The following is a 17355-nucleotide window of genomic DNA, read 5'->3' as shown; positions in this document are numbered from 1 at the left end:
CACAGTTAACGCACGTTTACTGTCTTTACGGTTTTCGGCTGATTTCTGCGGGCAGCGATTGCTGTGGAAAGCCGCCAAGATGTAAACGATGCGTTTACCTGTCCTAATTACCGGTTTCCGCAGCAAGGAACCGCAATCGATGACCGTCGCCACCCACCACTTCCCGCGAAGACCGACTCCCGTCGGCGAGGCGGCGACACGTGGAGACGCGGCCGGCACGCTCCACGGCATAGCGCGCCATGTCACGGAAGACGGTTGTCAGTTCGTCACCACGGGACCGACACCCAAGTCGGGATGTCGACTGAGGTGCCTGCTGAGCTCGAACCCGGCGGTAAGCGGCGTCGTCCGGTGGATCGTGGAGGACCGGATCGGCTTCGCCTTCGACCAGCCGCTCGACGCCGGCAGCCTGGCCGAGCTCGCCAGTCACTCGGTGCAGGTCAAGGCCATCGTGCTCGAGCCGTGCCGCTGACGGCGCGATCGGCGACCAGCGCGTCGGGTAGGGCAGGCCGCGCGGCCCACTTCATCACGCCGCTGGCGAGCGGGGTCCAACGACCGATCCGCACGCCAGCATCCGCCAGCCGATTGCCGGTCCACTGGTTGCAAGTGTTAACGGCCGTGTACCGGCCGCCGACTTCGTAGAACACATCCGACGCACCATAGCCCGCGTGGCGCCGCATCGGTCGGGAACGCGGCAACTGTGCCTCGATCGATGCGACCAGCCGCGCATACTGGTTAGCGGAGAGGCGAATCGGGCGCAGCTCCTCCGACGCGGCCGGGCGCGCATAGAAGGCGATGTGCGCCAACCCGTCGCCACCGCGAGTGAGCACGCGAAGCACGGTGCTTGGCTTCAAGTCCCACCACGTCGGCGTATCGAGAAACACCGCGCGCTCGCCCCAACTGATCGAGACGTGCGTATAGGGCCGATCGGGCCGTGCCACGTCCGATAGCGGGAAGTCGCGCCGCCAATCCTTGGCGGGGGTGACCAGCGGCAGCACGAGGGCGGTGTGCACGCCGTTGGTTTCGACGCCAATCAACACTCCACCTGATGTCGGCTCCCGCCAGTCGCCGTTGCGCGGGATCGACGAGCCGAGCCAGGCCGCCAACAGATAGAGCACGACCGCGAGCGCAAGCCCGGCGATCGCCCAGCCGAGCCAGTGGGCGGCGCGCCGGATCAGGCGCTGTGCCGGCGTCGCAGCCACAGGATCGACCAGTCGCCCGAGACGATGCGCGCGGCAAGCCGCAGTCCGGCGCGGCGGCAGGCGGCACGCACGGCGGCTTCCTGCGTGCTCAGCAGACCGGCGAGGAGCAGGTTCCCGCCGGGCACCAGGGCCTTGCCGAAGTCCGGCGCAAGCTCGACCAACGGGCCGGCGAGGATGTTGGCCATGACCAGGTCATAAGGCCCTCGCGCCGCGATCAGCGGATGGTCGAGGCCGTCCGCCACCGTCATCACCAGCGCGCCCGGCCGGGCGCCAAGCGGTATGCCGTTGGCCGCCGCGTTGTCGTCCACCACGTCCGCGCAGACCGCGTCGATGTCGCTCGCGGTCGCACTGGCGCGCGGCCAGAGCGCCATCGCCGCGAACGCGAGCAGCCCGGTGCCGGTGCCGACGTCGAGATGGTTGCGCACAACCACGCCGCGCTGCTTCATCGCGTCGAGCATGGCGAGGCAGCCGGCGGTCGTCTCGTGATGGCCGGTGCCGAAGGCCTGGCTGGCGGGGATCACGAACTCGACTGTCCCTGGCACCTCTTGCGCCGGGTGTTCGGGCGTGCGGACCACGAAGCGACCGGCGCGGATCGGCTCCAGGTCGGACTGGCTGACGGCGACCCAGTCCTCGTCCTCGAGCTGCTCGATGGTCAGTTCGGGTTTGGTGCCGGCGAACAGCCCGAGTACTGCGGCGCGGTCCTCATCGGAGGGCTCGCGCGGCAGCCATGCCTCGAGTTTCCAGTCGTCGGGACGGTTCTCCGCGATCTCGGTGCCGGCCAGGACGATCTCGGCATCCCAGTCCGCGCGGTCCTCGTGCGCGACCAACGCCGCCTCGACGGCATGCCGGCCTGCGAGCAGGGTCATCTTGTGGGTGCGACTCACGTGTCTTCTTTATCGTTGTCTTCGGGGTGCGTTTCCTGCCCCTTAGGGCCGCCCATCGGCATTGGCCAGAGTGGCGGCCGGACCCGACCGCAATCCGCGTCCGCAAGCCTTGCGCAGTGCAGCAATTCGGCTAAGGGGAGGGGCAATAAGGGCCGGTGAAGCCCTAAGGCATGACACCCATGACACAGGGGACTCGATCAAGCATGGCTCAGCAAGCCGGGACCAGGAACCGTCCGCTCTCACCGCACCTGCAGATCTGGCGCTGGGGCCCGGGGATGCTGTCCTCGATCCTCCACCGCGCCACCGGCATCGCCGCGAGCGTGGGGATCTTCGTGTTGCTTTGGTGGCTGGGCGCGCTCGTCGCAGGACCCGCGGCATACGCGAAGTTCGTCGACCTGGCGGATTCGCCGCTCGGCATCCTGATCCTCTTGGGCATCAGCTATTCGGTGATCGCGCATGGCATTACCGGCATCCGCCACTTCGTGCTCGATACCGGCGCCGGCTACGAGCTGGACACGAACAAGCGCTGGGCCACCATCTGCACCGCGCTGGGCGTGATCCTGACCGCGGTGTTCTGGGCCGCGCTGCTGCTGCGCTGAGGAAGGACAAGACATGGGCAACGGAACTTCCATCGGCCGCGTGCGCGGCAAGGGCTCGGCACACAACGGCGCGCATCACTGGCTGTCATTCCGCTACACCTCGGTGGGCAGCCTGCTGCTGACACTGTGGTTCGGCGCCTCGCTGCTGATGCTGCCGAACTTCGGCTATGCCGCCTTGCGTGAGTGGCTGGCCTCGCCGCTCGCGGCCACGGCGCTGGCGCTCTTCATCGTCGTCAACGTCTGGCATGCGCAGCAGGGCTTGCGCGTGGTGATCGAAGACTACGTGCATGAGGAAGGCAACAAGTTCGCCTCGCTCATCGCCCTCAACCTCGTTTGCTTCGCAGCGGCCGCGTTCGGCCTGTTCTGCGTCATCCGCCTTGCGCTGGGAGGCGCATAAGATGGCTACTGCTTCCACCACCCAGCCCGCCTACAAGATCATCGACCACACCTACGACACCGTCGTCGTCGGTGCCGGCGGTTCGGGCCTGCGCGCCACCATGGGCTCGGCCGAGGCCGGGCTGAAGACCGCGTGCATCACCAAGGTGTTCCCCACTCGCTCGCACACCGTCGCGGCGCAGGGCGGCATCGCCGCCAGCCTCAAGAACAACACGCCGGATCACTGGACCTGGCACATGTACGACACCGTCAAGGGGTCGGACTGGCTGGGCGACCAGGACGCGATCGAGTACATGGTGCGCGAGGCGCCTGCCGCGGTCTACGAGCTGGAGCACGCCGGCGTGCCCTTCAGCCGCAATGCCGACGGTACGATCTACCAGCGCCCGTTCGGCGGCCACATGCAGAACATGGGCGAGGGCCCGCCGGTCCAGCGCACGTGCGCCGCAGCCGACCGTACCGGTCACGCCATGCTCCACGCGCTGTACCAGCAGAGCCTGAAGTACGCGGCGGACTTCTTCATCGAATACTTCGCCATCGACCTGATCATGGACAATGGCAAGTGCGTCGGCGTGATCGCGCTGTGCATGGACGATGGCACCATCCATCGCTTCCGCGCCAAGGCCGTGGTGCTGGCGACCGGTGGCTATGGCCGCTGCTATTTCACCGCCACTTCGGCCCACACCTGCACCGGCGATGGCGGCGGCATGGTGCTGCGCGCCGGCCTGCCGCTGCAGGACATGGAGTTCGTGCAGTTCCACCCGACCGGCATCTACGGCGCGGGCGTTCTCATCACCGAGGGTGCGCGTGGCGAGGGCGGGTACCTGACCAACTCCGAAGGCGAGCGCTTCATGGAGCGCTACGCTCCCTCGGCCAAGGACCTCGCCAGCCGCGACGTCGTCAGCCGCTCGATGGCGCTGGAAATCCGCGAAGGCCGCGGCGTGGGTCCGAACAAGGACCACATCTTCCTCCACCTCGATCATATCGCGCCCGAAGTGCTGGCCGAGCGTCTGCCGGGCATCACCGAGAGCGGCAAGATCTTCGCCGGCGTCGATCTGACCCGCCAGCCGCTGCCCGTCGTGCCAACCGTGCACTACAACATGGGCGGCATCCCGTGCGACTTTAACGGCCGCGTGATGACGATCGGTCCGGACGGCAACCCGGAGACACCGGTCGAGGGCCTGTTCGCGGTGGGCGAGGCGGCATGCGTCTCGGTGCACGGCGCCAACCGCCTCGGCTCGAACTCGCTGATCGACCTCGTGGTGTTCGGCCGCGCGACCGGCCTCTACCTCAAGGACAACATCAAGCCGGGCGAAGCCTTTGAGGAACTGCCCAAGGACTCGGCCGACCTGGCGCTCACCCGCCTCGACCACTTCCGCAACGCCAAGGGCGGCTCGCCGACGGCGCAGATCCGCGCCGAGATGCAGCGCACCATGTCGCAGCACGCGGCGGTGTTCCGCAACGACGAGCTGATGGCCGAGGGCAAGGACAAGCTCGCCGCCACCTACAAGCGCATGGAAGACGTCCACGTCTCCGATCGCGGCCTGATCTGGAACTCGGACCTGGTCGAGACCATGGAGCTCGACAACCTGATCAGCCAGGCGACCGTCACCATGCACGGCGCGCACAACCGCAAGGAAAGCCGCGGCGCCCACGCGCACGAGGACTTCCCCAACCGCGACGACGCCAACTGGATGAAGCACACCGCCGCCTGGTTCGATGGCTGGGGCGGCAAGGGCGGCGCAGTCCGCCTCGACTACCGTCCGGTCCACGAATACACGCTGACCGACGACGTCGAGTACATCAAGCCCAAGGCCCGCGTATACTGATGCGAGTGCTCGCCGCGCTGGCGCTGGGGCTATTTGCCTCCGCCAGCGCGGCTGGGCCACCTGCCAGGCCCGTCCGCATCGGCGGGATCGAGGCTCGGCTGTTCTACCAGACCAGTGGCAAGCTGTCGGACGATCTCCTCGCGCGCAAGGAGCCGTTCGTCGGCTGGAACACGGTGATCGGCGAAGGGCCGGTCGACGATGCGGCGTCGGATTTGCTGGTCGATGTGAAGCTCACCGGCAGCGGTGTCGACGAGCAATCGGTGGACGATCCGCTCGAGATCTGGGTGACCGACAAGGCCGGCAAGACGCTGGCCAAGCGGACGATCACGAACCTGCTGGTGCCGTATCAGGGCGCGTTGCACAACGCGCTGTGGCTGCGCGATGTAGGCTGTGCGGGCAAGCTGACCTTCCATGCGCGGTTCCGCATGCAGGTGAAGACTGCTGCACTATCGCTGGACTGCGGGGAGTAGCGCTACTCCCTCCCCCGGGTCGGGGGAGGGTTACGCAGGCTTGGCGGCTTGCCGCCTAGCCGAAGTGGGGTGGGGGTAAGGGCCTCTCGCGCGCACGATAGCCATGGCCCCCCATCCAACTTCGCCTAGGCCGCTGCGCGACCAAGGCTTCGTATCCTTCCCCCGACCCGGGGGAAGGTAGGGAACTACCGCCCCTTGAAGCTCGGCTTGCGCTTTTCGACGAACGCGGCGACGCCCTCCAGGAAGTCCTCCGTCCGGCCCGCATCGCGCTGGCCGCGGCGTTCGGCCTGCAATGCGGTCTCGTAATCGCAATCGAGTGCATCCCACGCCATGCGCTTGATTAGCCCGAGCGACTTGGGCCCGTTCGCGAGCTGCCGCGCCAGCTTCATCGCCTCGGCATCGAGCTGATCGTCCGGCACGACATTGGTCGCGAGGCCCCAATCGAGCGCGGTCTGCGCGTCGATCTTCTCTCCCAGCAGCATCATGCGCATCGCCCGCACCCGGCCGACCGCCTTGGCAAGCAGCCAGGTCGCGCCCCCATCCGGCACCAGCCCGACATGGGCGAAGGCGCAGAAGAAGAAGGCGTTGTCGCTCATCAGCACCACGTCGCCCGCTGCGGCCAGGCCTGCGCCATAGCCGGCAGCGGGGCCGCGAATGGCAGTGATCACCGGCTGCTCCATGCGCTTGATCGCCAACTGCACCGGGTTGAACACGCGGTCGAGCTGGCCGCCGATATCGCGGCGCGGATCGGCCAGCATGTCCTGCGCGGCCGAGAGGTTCGCGCCCGAGCAGAAGCCTTTGCCCTCACCGGTGATCAGCACTGCGCGCGCTTGCGCCGCAGCGATGTCGAGCGCGTCGACCATTTCGGTCCCCATCGCTTCGGTCACGCCGTTCATGGTCTTGGGGTCGTTCAGCGAGAGCCGCGCGACGCCGTCCTCGATGGTGAACAGGATGTGCTGGTAGGTCATTTCGGCTCCTGTTTACTCGAAAAGGCTCTATGACCTTAGCTCCGTTCGTGTCGAGCGAAGTCGAGACACGCTCAAACAGCGCTGGCGTGTCTCGACTTCGCTCGACACGAACGGAGATGGGGCTGCTTGCCTCTAGACCAGCATTCCTCCAATGCGCTCGCGCGCGATTGCCTCGGCGCCGCCGATGATACTGTCGATCAGCTCCTGGCACGTGGGGATGTCGTGGATCAGGCCCTGGACCATGCCGGCCCAGAAAATGCCCTTGTCGAGATCGCCACTCTGCAGCAGCTCGCGCCCCACCGCACCCGCGACGTAGGGGCGGATGTCCTCGAAGGTCGCATCCGGCCGGTTCGAGATCTCGACCACCTTGTCCGAGACCGAGTTCTTGCCGACGCGCGCGGTGTTCTTGAACTTGCGGAAGATGAGGTTGGTGCCGCGCTCGTCGTTCTCGACGTACTTGGCCTTCACGTTGGGATGGATTGGCGCTTCCTGCGTGGCGCAGAAACGGGTGCCCATGTTCACGCCCTCGGCGCCGAGCGCCAGTGCGGCCAGGAAGCCGCGCGCGTCGCCGATGCCGCCGCTGGCGAGGAGCGGGATCTTCACCTTGTCGGCGGCGGCGGGGATCAGGATCAGGCCGGGGATATCGTCCTCACCCGGGTGCCCGGCACATTCGAAGCCGTCGATCGAGATCACGTCGCATCCCCCGCGCTCGGCCGAGAGTGCATGGCGCACCGCGGTGCACTTGTGCAGGATCTTGATCCCGTGCGGCTTCGCCATCTCCCAGATCTCGCGGACCTGCTGCGTTCCGGCGGTTTCGATCACCTTCACGCCGGCGTCGATCGCCGCGCGGGCATAGCCGGCGTAGTCGGGCGGCAGGATCGTGGGCAGCACGGTGATGTTCACCGCGAACGGCCTGTCGGTCATCGACCGGCAGCGCTCGATCTCCTCGCGCAGCGCCTCGGGGCTGGGCTGTGTGAGGGCGGTCAGCGTGCCGAGGCCACCGGCATTCGACACCGCGCTGGCCAGTTCGGCATAGCCGACGCCCTGCATGCCGCCCTGGACGATCGGATGCTCGATCTCGAGCAGCTCGGTGATGCGGGTCTTGAACGCCATTGTGCTTCTTGCCTCCCTCGCCACGGTTACGCGCCGTCCGGCAGCCTTTGTCCGCAGCATGGCCCTGCTGCAAGCCCGAACTCGGTCGGTGCGCCCCCGGGCATGCCTGCGGGTCGGAAGCGAGCGCGGGGGCGATGATCCATGCGAAGACACGTTGTTTCGCGGCACTCGTGCTATACAGTCGTCCAGCAAAACATGACTCGCAAACGATGAGGTCCGGGAGTGCTCAAATCACCTGAAGGCGGGCTGCGGTCCGTGCCCTTTCCGATCGAGGATCCCGAGCGGATCCCGGCGCCCCGCTATTACGACCAGGCGTTCTACGATGCGGAGGTCGAGCATCTGTGGCCGCACGTGTGGCAGATGGCCTGCCGCGAGGAGCAGCTGCAGGATATCGGCGACTGGATCGAGTACGAGAACGTCGGCAAGTCGGTCATCGTCGTCAAGACGACTTCCGGCGTCAAGGCGTTCCACAACGCATGCCGCCACCGCGGCGTGCCGATCGCCGGGGGCACCACCATCGGCGCCTCGCACGCGGTCGCCCATGGCAACTGCGCCAAGAGCGGCTTCGTCTGCCCGTTCCACGGCTGGCGCTGGAACATGGATGGCGAGAACACGCTGGTCTACGGCAAACATTTGTTCTCCGATCGCCAGCTCGACGCAGACGACATCAACCTGATCCCGTGCCGCGCCGAAGTCTGGGGCGGCTGCGTGTGGATCAATCACGACGATGATGCGCCGTCCGTCAAGGAGAGCCTGGGTCCGGTCGCCGATCGGCTGGAAGCGCACAACGTCCAGCATCTCAAGGCCGAATGGTGCTACGGCACGGTGCTGCCGGCCAACTGGAAGATCGCGATGGAGGCCTTCATGGAAGGCTACCACGTGATGCAGACGCATCCGCAGCTGCAACACGCCACGCCGATGATGTACGATACGATGTACAAGGTCGCGCGTCCCGAGGGCGTGACGGCCTCGGCCGGCGGACCTATGCTGGCCGACCCGAACCTGACGGTGCAGGAAAACATCGACATGCAGATCCGGTCGATGGAACTGTTGAGCGAAGGCATGGCCGGCATGCTCCACCCCAAGGAGGTGGAGATTGCCAAGACGCTTCGGAATGCGACCGAGGGGCTGCCCGAAGACAAGAACATGGCGATCATGATGTGGCTGGGCACGGTGATGCACCAGGTCACCGAGCGGCTGAAGGCCAAGGGCGAGCCGATCCCCGATCTTTGCACCGTGGCGCAGACCGATCCGATCCATGCGGTCGAGTTCCTGTTCCCGCACTACTTCCTGCTGCCGTACTTCAGCTCGATGTCGGCCTATCGCATCCGGCCGCTCGGGCCGGAGAGCTGCTTCTTCGAGCTATGGTCGCTCACCTTCTTCCCCGAAGGCCAGGAGCCCGATCCGGTCATGGAGCCGATCGTGCTGCCGTTCGACAGCCAGGATTTCCCGCCGATCCCGCGGCAGGACTATGCCAACATTCCCCTCCAGCAGAAGGGCGTGCATGCCAAGGGCTTCGAGTTCATGCGCCTGTCGAAGAATGTCGAAGGCCTGATCAGCAACTACCAGCGGATCATCGACGGCTATCTGGCCGGCGTGCCGCAAGAGAACCTGGCCAAGGCGAACAACCTGCTGGGCGGCAACTTCGATGGCAAGATTGAGGATCTTGGGTTCTGAGCCGAACCGTACCTAGCTGACGGCAACCGGTCCCGGGCTTGACCCGGGACCGGTTGCCCATCTTGCGAGCTCGTTTTCCTTCTGCCCCGACGAAAGGCTCGTCACTTGCGTGACCGGTCCCGAGTCAAGCCCGGGACGACGTGGTGCAAGCTGTCAGCCTTCGCCGGTCAGCGCCGCGACGAGTGCGCGCACTTTCTTCTGCCGCCATTGCGGGGCAGGAGCGACCAGCCAGTAGCCGCGACGGGCCGGTTCGGGTGCATCGAGCGCACCGATGCGGCCGGTCTGCTGCATCTCCTGCGCCAGCAACAGCGGAACGCGCGCGCGGCCTAGTCCGGAGATCGCGGCGGACATGGCCTGTCCGGCATCGCCTACGACGATAGCCGGGGCTTCGGTGTCATCACCAGGGTTGATGTCGCCCGGCCAGCCGATCCAGTCGCCGGTGCCCACCACGACTTGCTCCGCCGCACCCAGCGCCACGCCTTCCAGGTCGCCTGGTCCCTCGGTCCAGCGCACGGCAAGGTCGAGGTTCGCCTCGGTGAAGTCGGTCATCTCGCCGTCGACGATGATGAAGCGCACCTGTGGATTGTCCTTGCGGAAAGCCGCGAGCCGGGGCGCCAGCCAGGCGGCGAAGAACTCGCGCGGGGCGGCGATGGTGTAGACGTGGCTGGACTGGCCGGCCTGCATCGCCTGGACCGCGCCCTCGAAATGCAGGAAGCCAGAGCGCAGCGCTTCCAGGCCGGCGCCGGCTTCTTCCGTCAGTTCAAGGCCCTTGCTGGTGCGGCGGAACAGTACCACGCCCAGTACGTCTTCCAGCGCGCGGATCTGCTGGCCGACCGCCGCGGGGGTGACGGCAAGCTCGTCCGCGGCGCGCGTGAACGAGAGGTGGCGCGCTGCGGCATCGAACACGCGCAGGGCGTTCAGGGGCAGGTGGGTGCGCTTCATGGTCGCGCTGTCCTAATGGCGTCCGACTTGCCCGGCAAGTTCCCCTTCCCCCGGGCCGGGGGAAGGATAGCCCAGCATGCGCCGTCAGGCGCTAGCGTAGCTTGGATGGCGGTTTCCGGAGCTGGCCGGCAGGCGCCTGCACCCCCATCCAACTCCGGCTAGCGAGCAGGCTCGCAAGCCTGCTTATCCTTCCCCGACCCGGGGGAAGGTGGAAGGGCTCACACCACCTTGGCGTCCTTCAACGCGGCAATCGCGGCGTCGTCGTAGCCCAGCTCACGCAGCACTTCGTCGTTGTGCTCGCCCAGCATCGGTGGCGCCATGCGGATCGTCGCCGGGCTGGCGGACATCTGGGCGAGCGGGCTCTGGATCAGGTCCACCGTCCCGCTTTCGGCAAAGGCGTGCGGGGTCGTCGCGCGCAAGTTGCGGTGCTGGACCTGCGGGTCGTTCCACACGTCGGCCAGCTCGTTGTAGCGCGCGGCCGGGATGCCCGCGCCATCGAGCTTTGCCTGAACCTCGTCGGCGGTGAACTGGCGGCTCCAGGTGTTGATGATGTCCATCAGCTCGGCCCGGTTGGTCTTGCCGCGCTTGAAGTTGCTGTCGAAGCGCGGATCGGTGTTGAGCTCGGGCTGTTCCATCAGCACGGTCAAGCGCCGATAGTGCTCGTCGGTGCCGGCGGTCAGGTAGATGATCCCGTCGCTGCAGTAGATGAGGTCGGCCGGACCGCCGCCGTTGCCCCCGTTGCCCAGGCGCGGGGGCGCGGTGCCGCTGATCAGGTAGTCCTGCATGATGTGGCTGACCATCGCCACCGAGCTGTCCAGCAGGGCGATGTCGATGAACTGCCCCTCACCGGTGCGCTCGCGGTACATCAGCGCGCCCATGATCGCGAGGGCGGTGTTGTGGCCGGTGACGAAGTCGACGAGGCTGGGCCCGGTCTTGAGCGGTCCGGCGCCGGGTTGGCCTTCGGGGATGCCGGTCACCGCCATCATGCCGCCGATCGCCTGGAACAGGCCGTCGTAGCCGGGCAGCGCCGCCATCGGTCCGCTCTGGCCATAGCCGGTCACCGAACAATAGATCAGGCGCGGGTTGATCGCCTTGAGGCTCTCGTAGTCGAGGCCGAACCGCTTCAGGTCGCCGACCTTGTAGTTCTCGATCAGGACGTCCGCCGTCTCGACCAGCCTGCGGATCACCTCCTGCCCCTCGGGCTTGGAGTGGTTGAGCGTCAGCGATCGCTTGTTGCGGTTGGAGACGGTGAAGAAGCTCGAGTGGCGCGTCTCGATCCCGTCCTTGCCGGGCACCCAGCTGAAGCCGTAGCCGCGCCCGTCGTCGCCCACGCCCGGGCGCTCGATCTTGATGACGTCTGCGCCAAGATCGCCCAGGATCTGCGCGCCGACGGGCGCTGCGAACACGCGGCTCATATCGATGACGCGGATGCCGGCCAGAGCGCCTTTCGGCTCCGCACCCGTCGGTTCCGCGATCTTCGATCCTGTCGTTGCCGAGCCTGCGCTGCCGTCCATCATCGATCCCCGCCGCCATTCCTGTGTTCGGATTCGCCTACTCCCTAATCGCAGCAGAGGCGCGGGTGAAGAGGGCTGCTACCCAACGCTGTTGTTCACTGCCGTCTCGACGCTGCACCCCGCTGCCGTTATCACGCCGCTCGACAAGGATCAGGAGAGACGCATGACCGACACGCACGCAGACGGCCGCAAGGTCGCCATCATCACCGGCGCGGGCAGCGGCATCGGGCTCGCCACCGCCAAGCTGCTCCATGCCGAGGGCTGGTCGATTGTCGGCGTTGGACGCAGCAAGGACAAGCTGGCGACGCTCGAGGCCGAGATCGGCCATGCGGACCACGTCCTGGCGATCAGCGCCGACCTGACCGATCCTGGAGCGCCGGGCGAGATCGTACGCCAGGCGATCGAGCGCTTCGGCCGCATCGATGCGCTGGTGAATAATGCCGGCGTCGGCAGCCCCAAGCCGCTCGACGAAACCGACGACGCGACGCTGGACGATTTCCTGGACATCATGCTGGTGGCGCCGTTCCGGCTCTGCCGCGATGTCATCCCGCACCTGGGCGCCGGCGCCAGCGTGGTGAACGTCACCAGCACCTTCGCGCACATCGGCGGTCGTCGCGGCGGCGCCTACTCGGCGGCCAAGGGCGGCTTGAAGTCGCTGACCGAGCACATGGCGTGCGAGTACGGCCCGCGTGGCATTCGTTCGAACTGCGTCGCCCCGGGGGTCACCATGACCGACATGGTCGCGCATCGCTTCGAGGACGAGGGCTTCAAGCGCGCCAATGTAGAGACGACGCCATATCCGCGGCTGGCGCAGCCTGACGATATCGCCAGCGTGATCGCATTCCTGTGCCTACCCGGCAGCGAGATGATCAACGGGCAGTCGATCGTGGTGGACGGCGGGTGGACCGCGACGAAGTATCTCTCGCCCCGCGTGACGCGCACCAAATGGGTCGAGCCTGACGAGGGTTGATATAGGCGGGGTGTGTCGGCCGAAGACACACCCCTGCCGATCTGCAATCGCGAAATCGCTGAACACTTGTCGGCACTTCCGTTCAGCCGAGTGAAAGACGGGGTCGAGACGGTATTGGCGGTCGACGAGCGCATGAACTTAGTGCTCGGCCATACGCTTACTCTCCGCAGCCGCCAACGAAGGCGGCTCTCATCGCCAGCATAAGGCGGCGTATTTTGGAGAGTACCCATGCGTAAGCTTCTGATTGTTTCGGCTGCGACTCTTGGTCTCGCGGCAGTTCCTGCAATGGCGCAGGATACGACTGGCACGGCAAGCGGTGGGGCAAGTGCGTCCACGCCCGCAGGGTCGGCCGCAGGCGGCGCTTCTGCCGGTGCGCAGACCCGCGGCAAGCACCGCAACCATGCAGACCGCCAGCGCGGCACCAACTCCGACGCGACGAACTCTGCAAGCACGCATGGCTCGGGCACGGTCTACACCGATCGCAACCGCGCGACAGGCGGCGTGACCGCCGGCGGCACCGCGACCGGAACGGGCGACCAGTCCACCTCGACCACCGTCGACGCGTATGGCTCGACCGATCGCAACGGCTCTACCGGTGAAGTCTACGGAGACGCGACCGCGAACTCGACCACCCCGACCGCGCCCACTGCGCCGACCGGCACGACCACGCCTCGCTGAACGAGGGGCGAAGAGCAGGGGGCGGGTCTGCCCGCCCCCGAGCTTTCGCGGAGAACAGTCATGCCGGCCTTCCTGCTCATGCTTGCAACTGCAGCGTCCGCGAACGGTCCGGCGCCGGCCGGGCAGTGTCATCGCATTCACTATCTTGCCGATGGAACGCGGCAGGAGGCGTGGGTCAAGGATGACGGCTCCACGCACGCGAGCAGCGTGCGCAGAACTGGCGCCGGCAATGTCAGCGTCAACTCGCATAGCTCCGTCTCGGCACGGGGAAGCGGCAGCACACGGTCCAGCAGCGCATCGTCCTCGGACGGACAGCGCTCGATCACTGTCAACCGCGACGAGAGTGGCTGCACGATCTTGATCGACGAGCGGCGCTCGCCCGCCGGTCCATAACAAAACATCGATGGGAGACATCGCCATGAACAAGCTCATCCTTACCGCTTCCGCTCTCGCGCTCGGCATTTGCGCGGCGGCACAGGCGCAGCAAGCGCCGACTACCGGCACTTCCGCGTCCACTCCGACCACCGGCGACGTATCCGCCTCGACGAGCGGCAGCGCCACGGGCACGCCCGACAGCGTCGGCGTTTCGGGAACCGGCGATGCGCGCGCCGCGAACGGCGGCACCGCGACGACCGAGGGCAGCGCCACCTTCAACCAGAACACCGCGAGCCAGCGGACCACCGCGACCGCGCGCGACGAAGATGAACGCGCCCGCGCCATGTCTCGCAGCCGCGCCAGCAAGAACGGCGCGGATACGTCGCACTCGATGTCGATCTACAAGGAGCGGGGCGAGAAGCCGGTGATCTCCAGGGAGCACGAGGTCACGACGCCCAAGGAAAAGGCTGGCGCGACGCAACCGTGAAGAACAGCCCGGTCGTCCGCGCCGCGGATGGCCGGGCCGTTCCTGTTCCTCGTCGTTCCCGCTGAGGCAGGCATCCGTCTGCGTAAGATGCGATTAGCTCGATGCCAGTTGGCAGCATGCCGAATGCGAAGGATTTGATGGTCCCATCATACCTGCGGAAGCAGCGAGCGTTGGAGATGGATTCCCGCTTTCCCGGGAATGACGAAGGGAGGGGATGGCGTCAGGGAGTGATGCGCTGGGAGGGGCACGCGAGCGGGTCTGACCACGGCTCCAATATTTGGCAGTCGCCCAAAATCCGGATAAGCCCTGCCGGCGCCGCATAGAGCGCAAGGTGCGAGGAGCAGGGTTTGGCGGTCGGGAACCAGGGTGCGCGGCGCGAATTCGGCGAGCACTGGCGCATGATGGCGGCGGCGTCGATCGGCTTTTCCTTCACCGCCGTGATCACTGCCTCCACCGGCCTGTTCATCGAGCCGCTCAGCCGCGAGTTCGGCTGGAGCCGTACGCTGGTGTCGTCCGGCGTGTCGATTACGGCCGTGTTGACCTTCCTCGGCTCGCCGCTGTTCGGCGTGTTCATCGACAAGTGGGGGACGCGGCGCATGGCGATCCCCGGCTTGATCCTGATGGCCGGAGTGATCGCCTCGCTCAGCCTGCTCACCGGTTCGCGCATCCAGTGGTTCGCGATCTGGACGCTTTACGCGCTGGCGGCGCTCGCCACCAAGTCGACCGTGTGGACGGCGGCGGTCAACAGCACCTTCGATGCCGGTCGCGGGCTGGCGCTGGGAGTCGTGCTGTCCGGCTCGGCGCTTGCGCAGGGAATTGTGCCGCCCCTGACCAACTACCTGATCGACGCGTTCGGCTGGCGCGGTGCTTACGTGTGGCTGGGGCTCGGCTGGGGCGCCCTGGCGGTGCTGCTAAGCGTCGTCTGGCTGCGCGATGGCTACGACATCAGCCGGCGCAAGCGCATGGCCGAACCCGCCTGCAGTGCGAGCGCGTCGCTGCTCGATGTGCCCGGGCTGAGTGTGTCGGAAGCCTGGCGAAATCCGGACTTGTGGCGCATCGCGATCTCGACCTTCGTGATCATGACCGCGACGGTCGCATTGATCGTCCACCAGATACCCATTCTCGAGGAAGTCGGCGTCGGTCGCACCACGGCTGCGTTTTACGCAGGGCTGGCGGGGCTGGTCGGGATCTTGGGCAAGCTGGTCACCGGCGTGCTGCTGGACCGCTATCCGGCGCGCTGGGTTGGCGGGATCACGATCGCGGCGACATCGATGACGTATGTCCTGCTGCTCTGGCCCGGCGCGCCGACGGCGGTGATCGTCCTCGCCATGATGATCAACGGCTATGCGGGCGGCACCAAGCTCCAGCTCGTCGGCTACCTGACCGCCGCGTATACCGGCATGCGCAAGTTCGGAACGATCTTCGGCGCCATGGCCAGCCTGATCGCTGCGGGCTCGGGCCTCGGCCCAGTCCTCGGCGGATGGATCCACGACACCTGGGGAAGCTACGAGGTGCTGCTCTGGGGCGGGTTCGGGATCACGTTGCTGAGCTCGCTGCTGTTGTTCGGGCTCCGCGCATACCCAAGCTGGAGCGGCGAGGCGGGCAGCCCCGGCGCTGGCTGAGCCAGTGACCGGCTCCGGAACGAAGGCGCGGCGGCTTCGGCACGGCTGATCGGAAACGCTATTCCAGCAGCGGGCGCGCGCTGCTAGCAGCGCCGCTTCAGGATTTGGGCGGCCCACGATTGAACCGGCCCGGGATCGGAGCGCGATGTCAGCTCACTACGCGACGCCTGCAGGCCCGATGTCGTCACGGCACTACGGGATGGACTGGCTGCGCATCGGCGCCTTTGCGCTGTTGATCCTGTACCATGTCGGGCTCGTCTTCTCGAAATGGCCGTACGAGCTGAAGGCGCTGCGGACGTTCGAGTGGGTGGCCTATCCGCTCCTCGCGCTGAACGCCTGGCGCCTGTCGCTGCTGTTTGCGATTTCGGGCTATGCCAGCGCGGCGGTGTTCGCGCGGGCGGGGGGGACGGCCAGGTTCCTGCGGGGCCGATTGGCCCGGCTCGGCATCCCGCTGCTGTTCGGCATGGCGGTGATCGTGCCGCCGCAGCCGTGGGTCTGGCTGACGATGGCCAAGGGCTACGACCATTCGTACCTGTGGTTCCTCGCGCACGACTACTTCACCTTCCGCAACCTCGACGGCATCGTCGTGCCCAGCTGGATGCACTTGTGGTTCGTGGTCTACCTGTTGGCCTACACGCTGGTGCTCGGCTTGCTGAGGCTGCTGCCGGCGAGGGCGCGAACCTGGCTGCACGACACGGTCGAGCGAGCGCTGGAGGGCTGGTGGCTGCTGCCACTTGGGATCGGCTGGATCTATCTGGCGCGCCGCTTGCCGGGTGGCTGGACTGACAACCATGACTTCGTCAACGATCTGCACGCCCATGCGGCCTACCTGCCGATGTTCCTGTTCGGCGTGCTGCTCCGCAAGTCGGAAGGGGTGCGGCTGGCGATTGCCCGGCAATGGAAGCTGGCGGCCGTGTTGGCCGTGCTCGGCTACCTGGGCGTCTCGGCGTACGAGTGGAGCTATCCGGGGGACACGCCCATCCCCGACCAATGGCAGGACCCGTTCCGCATCGCGCGTGCGACGCAGTCATGGGGCGCGATCATCGCCCTGTTCGGCATAGCCGACCGCTTCTGGAACCGCGAGGGCAGATGGCGCACGACATTGGCCGAAGCGGTGTTCCCTTTCTACATCGTCCACCAGAGCCTGATCCTGCTCATCGGCTATTGGCTGCGAGCGCTGCGTCCGTCACCTCTCGTCGAGTTCGCGGCCTTGGTGCTCGGCACTGCGGCAGGGTCGCTGGCGTTCTACTTCGCAGGACGCGCGATCGGCCCGCTGCGCCCGCTGATCGGCCTGAAGCGCACGGCCAGGCGGCCGCAAGCGCCGATCGAGACGCCTCCGGGAGAGGACGCCGAGGGCGCTCCGGGTTAGCTGTCCTCCCCGAGCCGGGGAGGTGGCGCGCGCGTAGCGCGTGACGGAGGGGATTCTCGTCAGAACGCGACGTTTCCGGCTAGAGCATTTTCAAGTTGACCGTTCACGTCAGTGACTCGGAAAATGCGGCATCAAAAAAACTAGAGCGTCTGCACTCATGGTGAAGGCGCTCTAGGCCACCGACTCATTATGTCGCAGCCAAATCCGTATGGATGCAAGTTGGACTGACGCGAGGAAGTTATCATCTCGCTTGTCGTAGCGGGTGG

General features: G+C 66.6%; 18 protein-coding genes. 12 read left to right on the top strand and 6 right to left on the bottom strand.

All coding sequences use genetic code 11. From position 1 onward, the window contains the following. The first annotated feature begins 139 nt into the window (after window positions 1-139). A complete protein-coding gene (locus HNO88_RS11265) occupies window positions 140-469 on the top strand; it encodes a PilZ domain-containing protein (protein WP_221419977.1) in 330 nt (109 codons plus the stop codon). On the opposite strand, the gene HNO88_RS11260 is transcribed toward HNO88_RS11265, so the two are convergent. Together HNO88_RS11260 and HNO88_RS11255 are read right to left on the bottom strand one after the other, a co-directional pair. After that, a complete protein-coding gene (locus HNO88_RS11260) occupies window positions 438-1199 on the bottom strand; it encodes a DUF2459 domain-containing protein (RefSeq protein ID WP_312857059.1) in 762 nt (253 codons plus the stop codon). The two genes, HNO88_RS11265 and HNO88_RS11260, sit on opposite strands and share 32 nt — an antisense overlap. Then, window positions 1172-2065, bottom strand: coding sequence for a 50S ribosomal protein L11 methyltransferase (locus HNO88_RS11255; RefSeq protein ID WP_184245478.1), 894 nt, complete (start codon window positions 2063-2065; stop codon window positions 1172-1174). The genes HNO88_RS11260 and HNO88_RS11255 overlap by 28 nt, the downstream gene beginning before the upstream one ends. A 221-nt stretch (window positions 2066-2286) precedes the next feature. Between HNO88_RS11255 and sdhC the strand changes: the two genes are divergently transcribed. Genes sdhC through HNO88_RS11235 form a run of 4 tightly spaced genes read left to right on the top strand, consistent with a single transcriptional unit; the run spans window position 2287 to window position 5374 of the window. Then, entirely contained in the window at window positions 2287-2682 is a 396-nt protein-coding gene (sdhC, locus tag HNO88_RS11250) for a succinate dehydrogenase, cytochrome b556 subunit (RefSeq protein ID WP_184245157.1), read from the top strand. Between the two features lie 13 nt (window positions 2683-2695). Further along, window positions 2696-3079, top strand: a complete 384-nt coding sequence (sdhD, locus tag HNO88_RS11245) for a succinate dehydrogenase, hydrophobic membrane anchor protein (protein WP_184245155.1) — start codon at window positions 2696-2698, stop codon at window positions 3077-3079. Between the two features lies 1 nt (window position 3080). Next, complete coding sequence (gene sdhA / locus HNO88_RS11240; RefSeq protein ID WP_184245153.1) at window positions 3081-4904, top strand: succinate dehydrogenase flavoprotein subunit; 1824 nt, start codon at window positions 3081-3083, stop codon at window positions 4902-4904. After that, window positions 4904-5374, top strand: coding sequence for a hypothetical protein (locus HNO88_RS11235; protein WP_184245151.1), 471 nt, complete (start codon window positions 4904-4906; stop codon window positions 5372-5374). Before sdhA ends, HNO88_RS11235 begins: the two co-directional genes overlap by 1 nt. Window positions 5375-5559: 185 nt before the next feature. On the opposite strand, the gene HNO88_RS11230 is transcribed toward HNO88_RS11235, so the two are convergent. Together HNO88_RS11230 and HNO88_RS11225 are read right to left on the bottom strand one after the other, a co-directional pair. Further along, the gene (locus HNO88_RS11230) at window positions 5560-6342 is read right to left on the bottom strand and encodes an enoyl-CoA hydratase-related protein (RefSeq protein WP_184245149.1); all 783 of its coding nucleotides are present in this window, start codon (window positions 6340-6342) and stop codon (window positions 5560-5562) included. Between the two features lie 132 nt (window positions 6343-6474). After that, entirely contained in the window at window positions 6475-7455 is a 981-nt protein-coding gene (locus HNO88_RS11225) for an NAD(P)H-dependent flavin oxidoreductase (RefSeq protein ID WP_184245147.1), read from the bottom strand. A 222-nt stretch (window positions 7456-7677) separates the two neighbouring features. On the opposite strand from HNO88_RS11225, the gene HNO88_RS11220 reads away from it, so the two are divergent. Continuing rightward, complete coding sequence (locus tag HNO88_RS11220; RefSeq protein ID WP_184245145.1) at window positions 7678-9132, top strand: aromatic ring-hydroxylating oxygenase subunit alpha; 1455 nt, start codon at window positions 7678-7680, stop codon at window positions 9130-9132. 153 nt (window positions 9133-9285) lie between these two features. Here HNO88_RS11220 and HNO88_RS11215 read toward each other — a convergent pair whose 3' ends face one another. Both HNO88_RS11215 and HNO88_RS11210 read right to left on the bottom strand, forming a co-directional pair. Then, a complete protein-coding gene (locus tag HNO88_RS11215) occupies window positions 9286-10074 on the bottom strand; it encodes a LysR family transcriptional regulator (protein ID WP_184245143.1) in 789 nt (262 codons plus the stop codon). 218 nt (window positions 10075-10292) lie between these two features. Beyond that, window positions 10293-11588 (bottom strand): CaiB/BaiF CoA transferase family protein, encoded by a 1296-nt coding sequence (locus tag HNO88_RS11210; RefSeq protein WP_246381612.1) that lies wholly within the window; start codon window positions 11586-11588, stop codon window positions 10293-10295. Between the two features lie 163 nt (window positions 11589-11751). On the opposite strand from HNO88_RS11210, the gene HNO88_RS11205 reads away from it, so the two are divergent. The 6 genes from HNO88_RS11205 to HNO88_RS11180 all read left to right on the top strand — a co-directional run bounded on the left by HNO88_RS11205 (window position 11752) and on the right by HNO88_RS11180 (window position 17089). Further along, window positions 11752-12558 (top strand): SDR family NAD(P)-dependent oxidoreductase, encoded by an 807-nt coding sequence (locus HNO88_RS11205; RefSeq protein ID WP_184245141.1) that lies wholly within the window; start codon window positions 11752-11754, stop codon window positions 12556-12558. A gap of 228 nt (window positions 12559-12786) precedes the next feature. Further along, window positions 12787-13236 (top strand): hypothetical protein, encoded by a 450-nt coding sequence (locus tag HNO88_RS11200; RefSeq protein ID WP_184245139.1) that lies wholly within the window; start codon window positions 12787-12789, stop codon window positions 13234-13236. A 60-nt stretch (window positions 13237-13296) separates the two neighbouring features. Next, window positions 13297-13629 (top strand): hypothetical protein, encoded by a 333-nt coding sequence (locus HNO88_RS11195; protein ID WP_184245137.1) that lies wholly within the window; start codon window positions 13297-13299, stop codon window positions 13627-13629. Window positions 13630-13654: 25 nt separating this feature from the next. Then, complete coding sequence (locus tag HNO88_RS11190) at window positions 13655-14098, top strand: hypothetical protein (protein WP_184245135.1); 444 nt, start codon at window positions 13655-13657, stop codon at window positions 14096-14098. Window positions 14099-14445: 347 nt separating this feature from the next. Beyond that, window positions 14446-15720: an MFS transporter gene (locus HNO88_RS11185; protein WP_184245133.1), complete on the top strand. Its 1275-nt coding sequence runs from the start codon at window positions 14446-14448 to the stop codon at window positions 15718-15720. Window positions 15721-15865: 145 nt separating this feature from the next. Next, the gene (locus HNO88_RS11180; RefSeq protein ID WP_246381609.1) at window positions 15866-17089 is read left to right on the top strand and encodes an acyltransferase family protein; all 1224 of its coding nucleotides are present in this window, start codon (window positions 15866-15868) and stop codon (window positions 17087-17089) included. Window positions 17090-17355 lie beyond the last annotated feature (266 nt).

The organism is Novosphingobium chloroacetimidivorans, assembly GCF_014204535.1.
In the GTDB taxonomy this organism is placed as follows: domain Bacteria; phylum Pseudomonadota; class Alphaproteobacteria; order Sphingomonadales; family Sphingomonadaceae; genus Novosphingobium; species Novosphingobium chloroacetimidivorans.
Note: the sequence above shows the minus strand (reverse complement) of the source record. Positions and strands in the feature narration are given on the sequence as shown.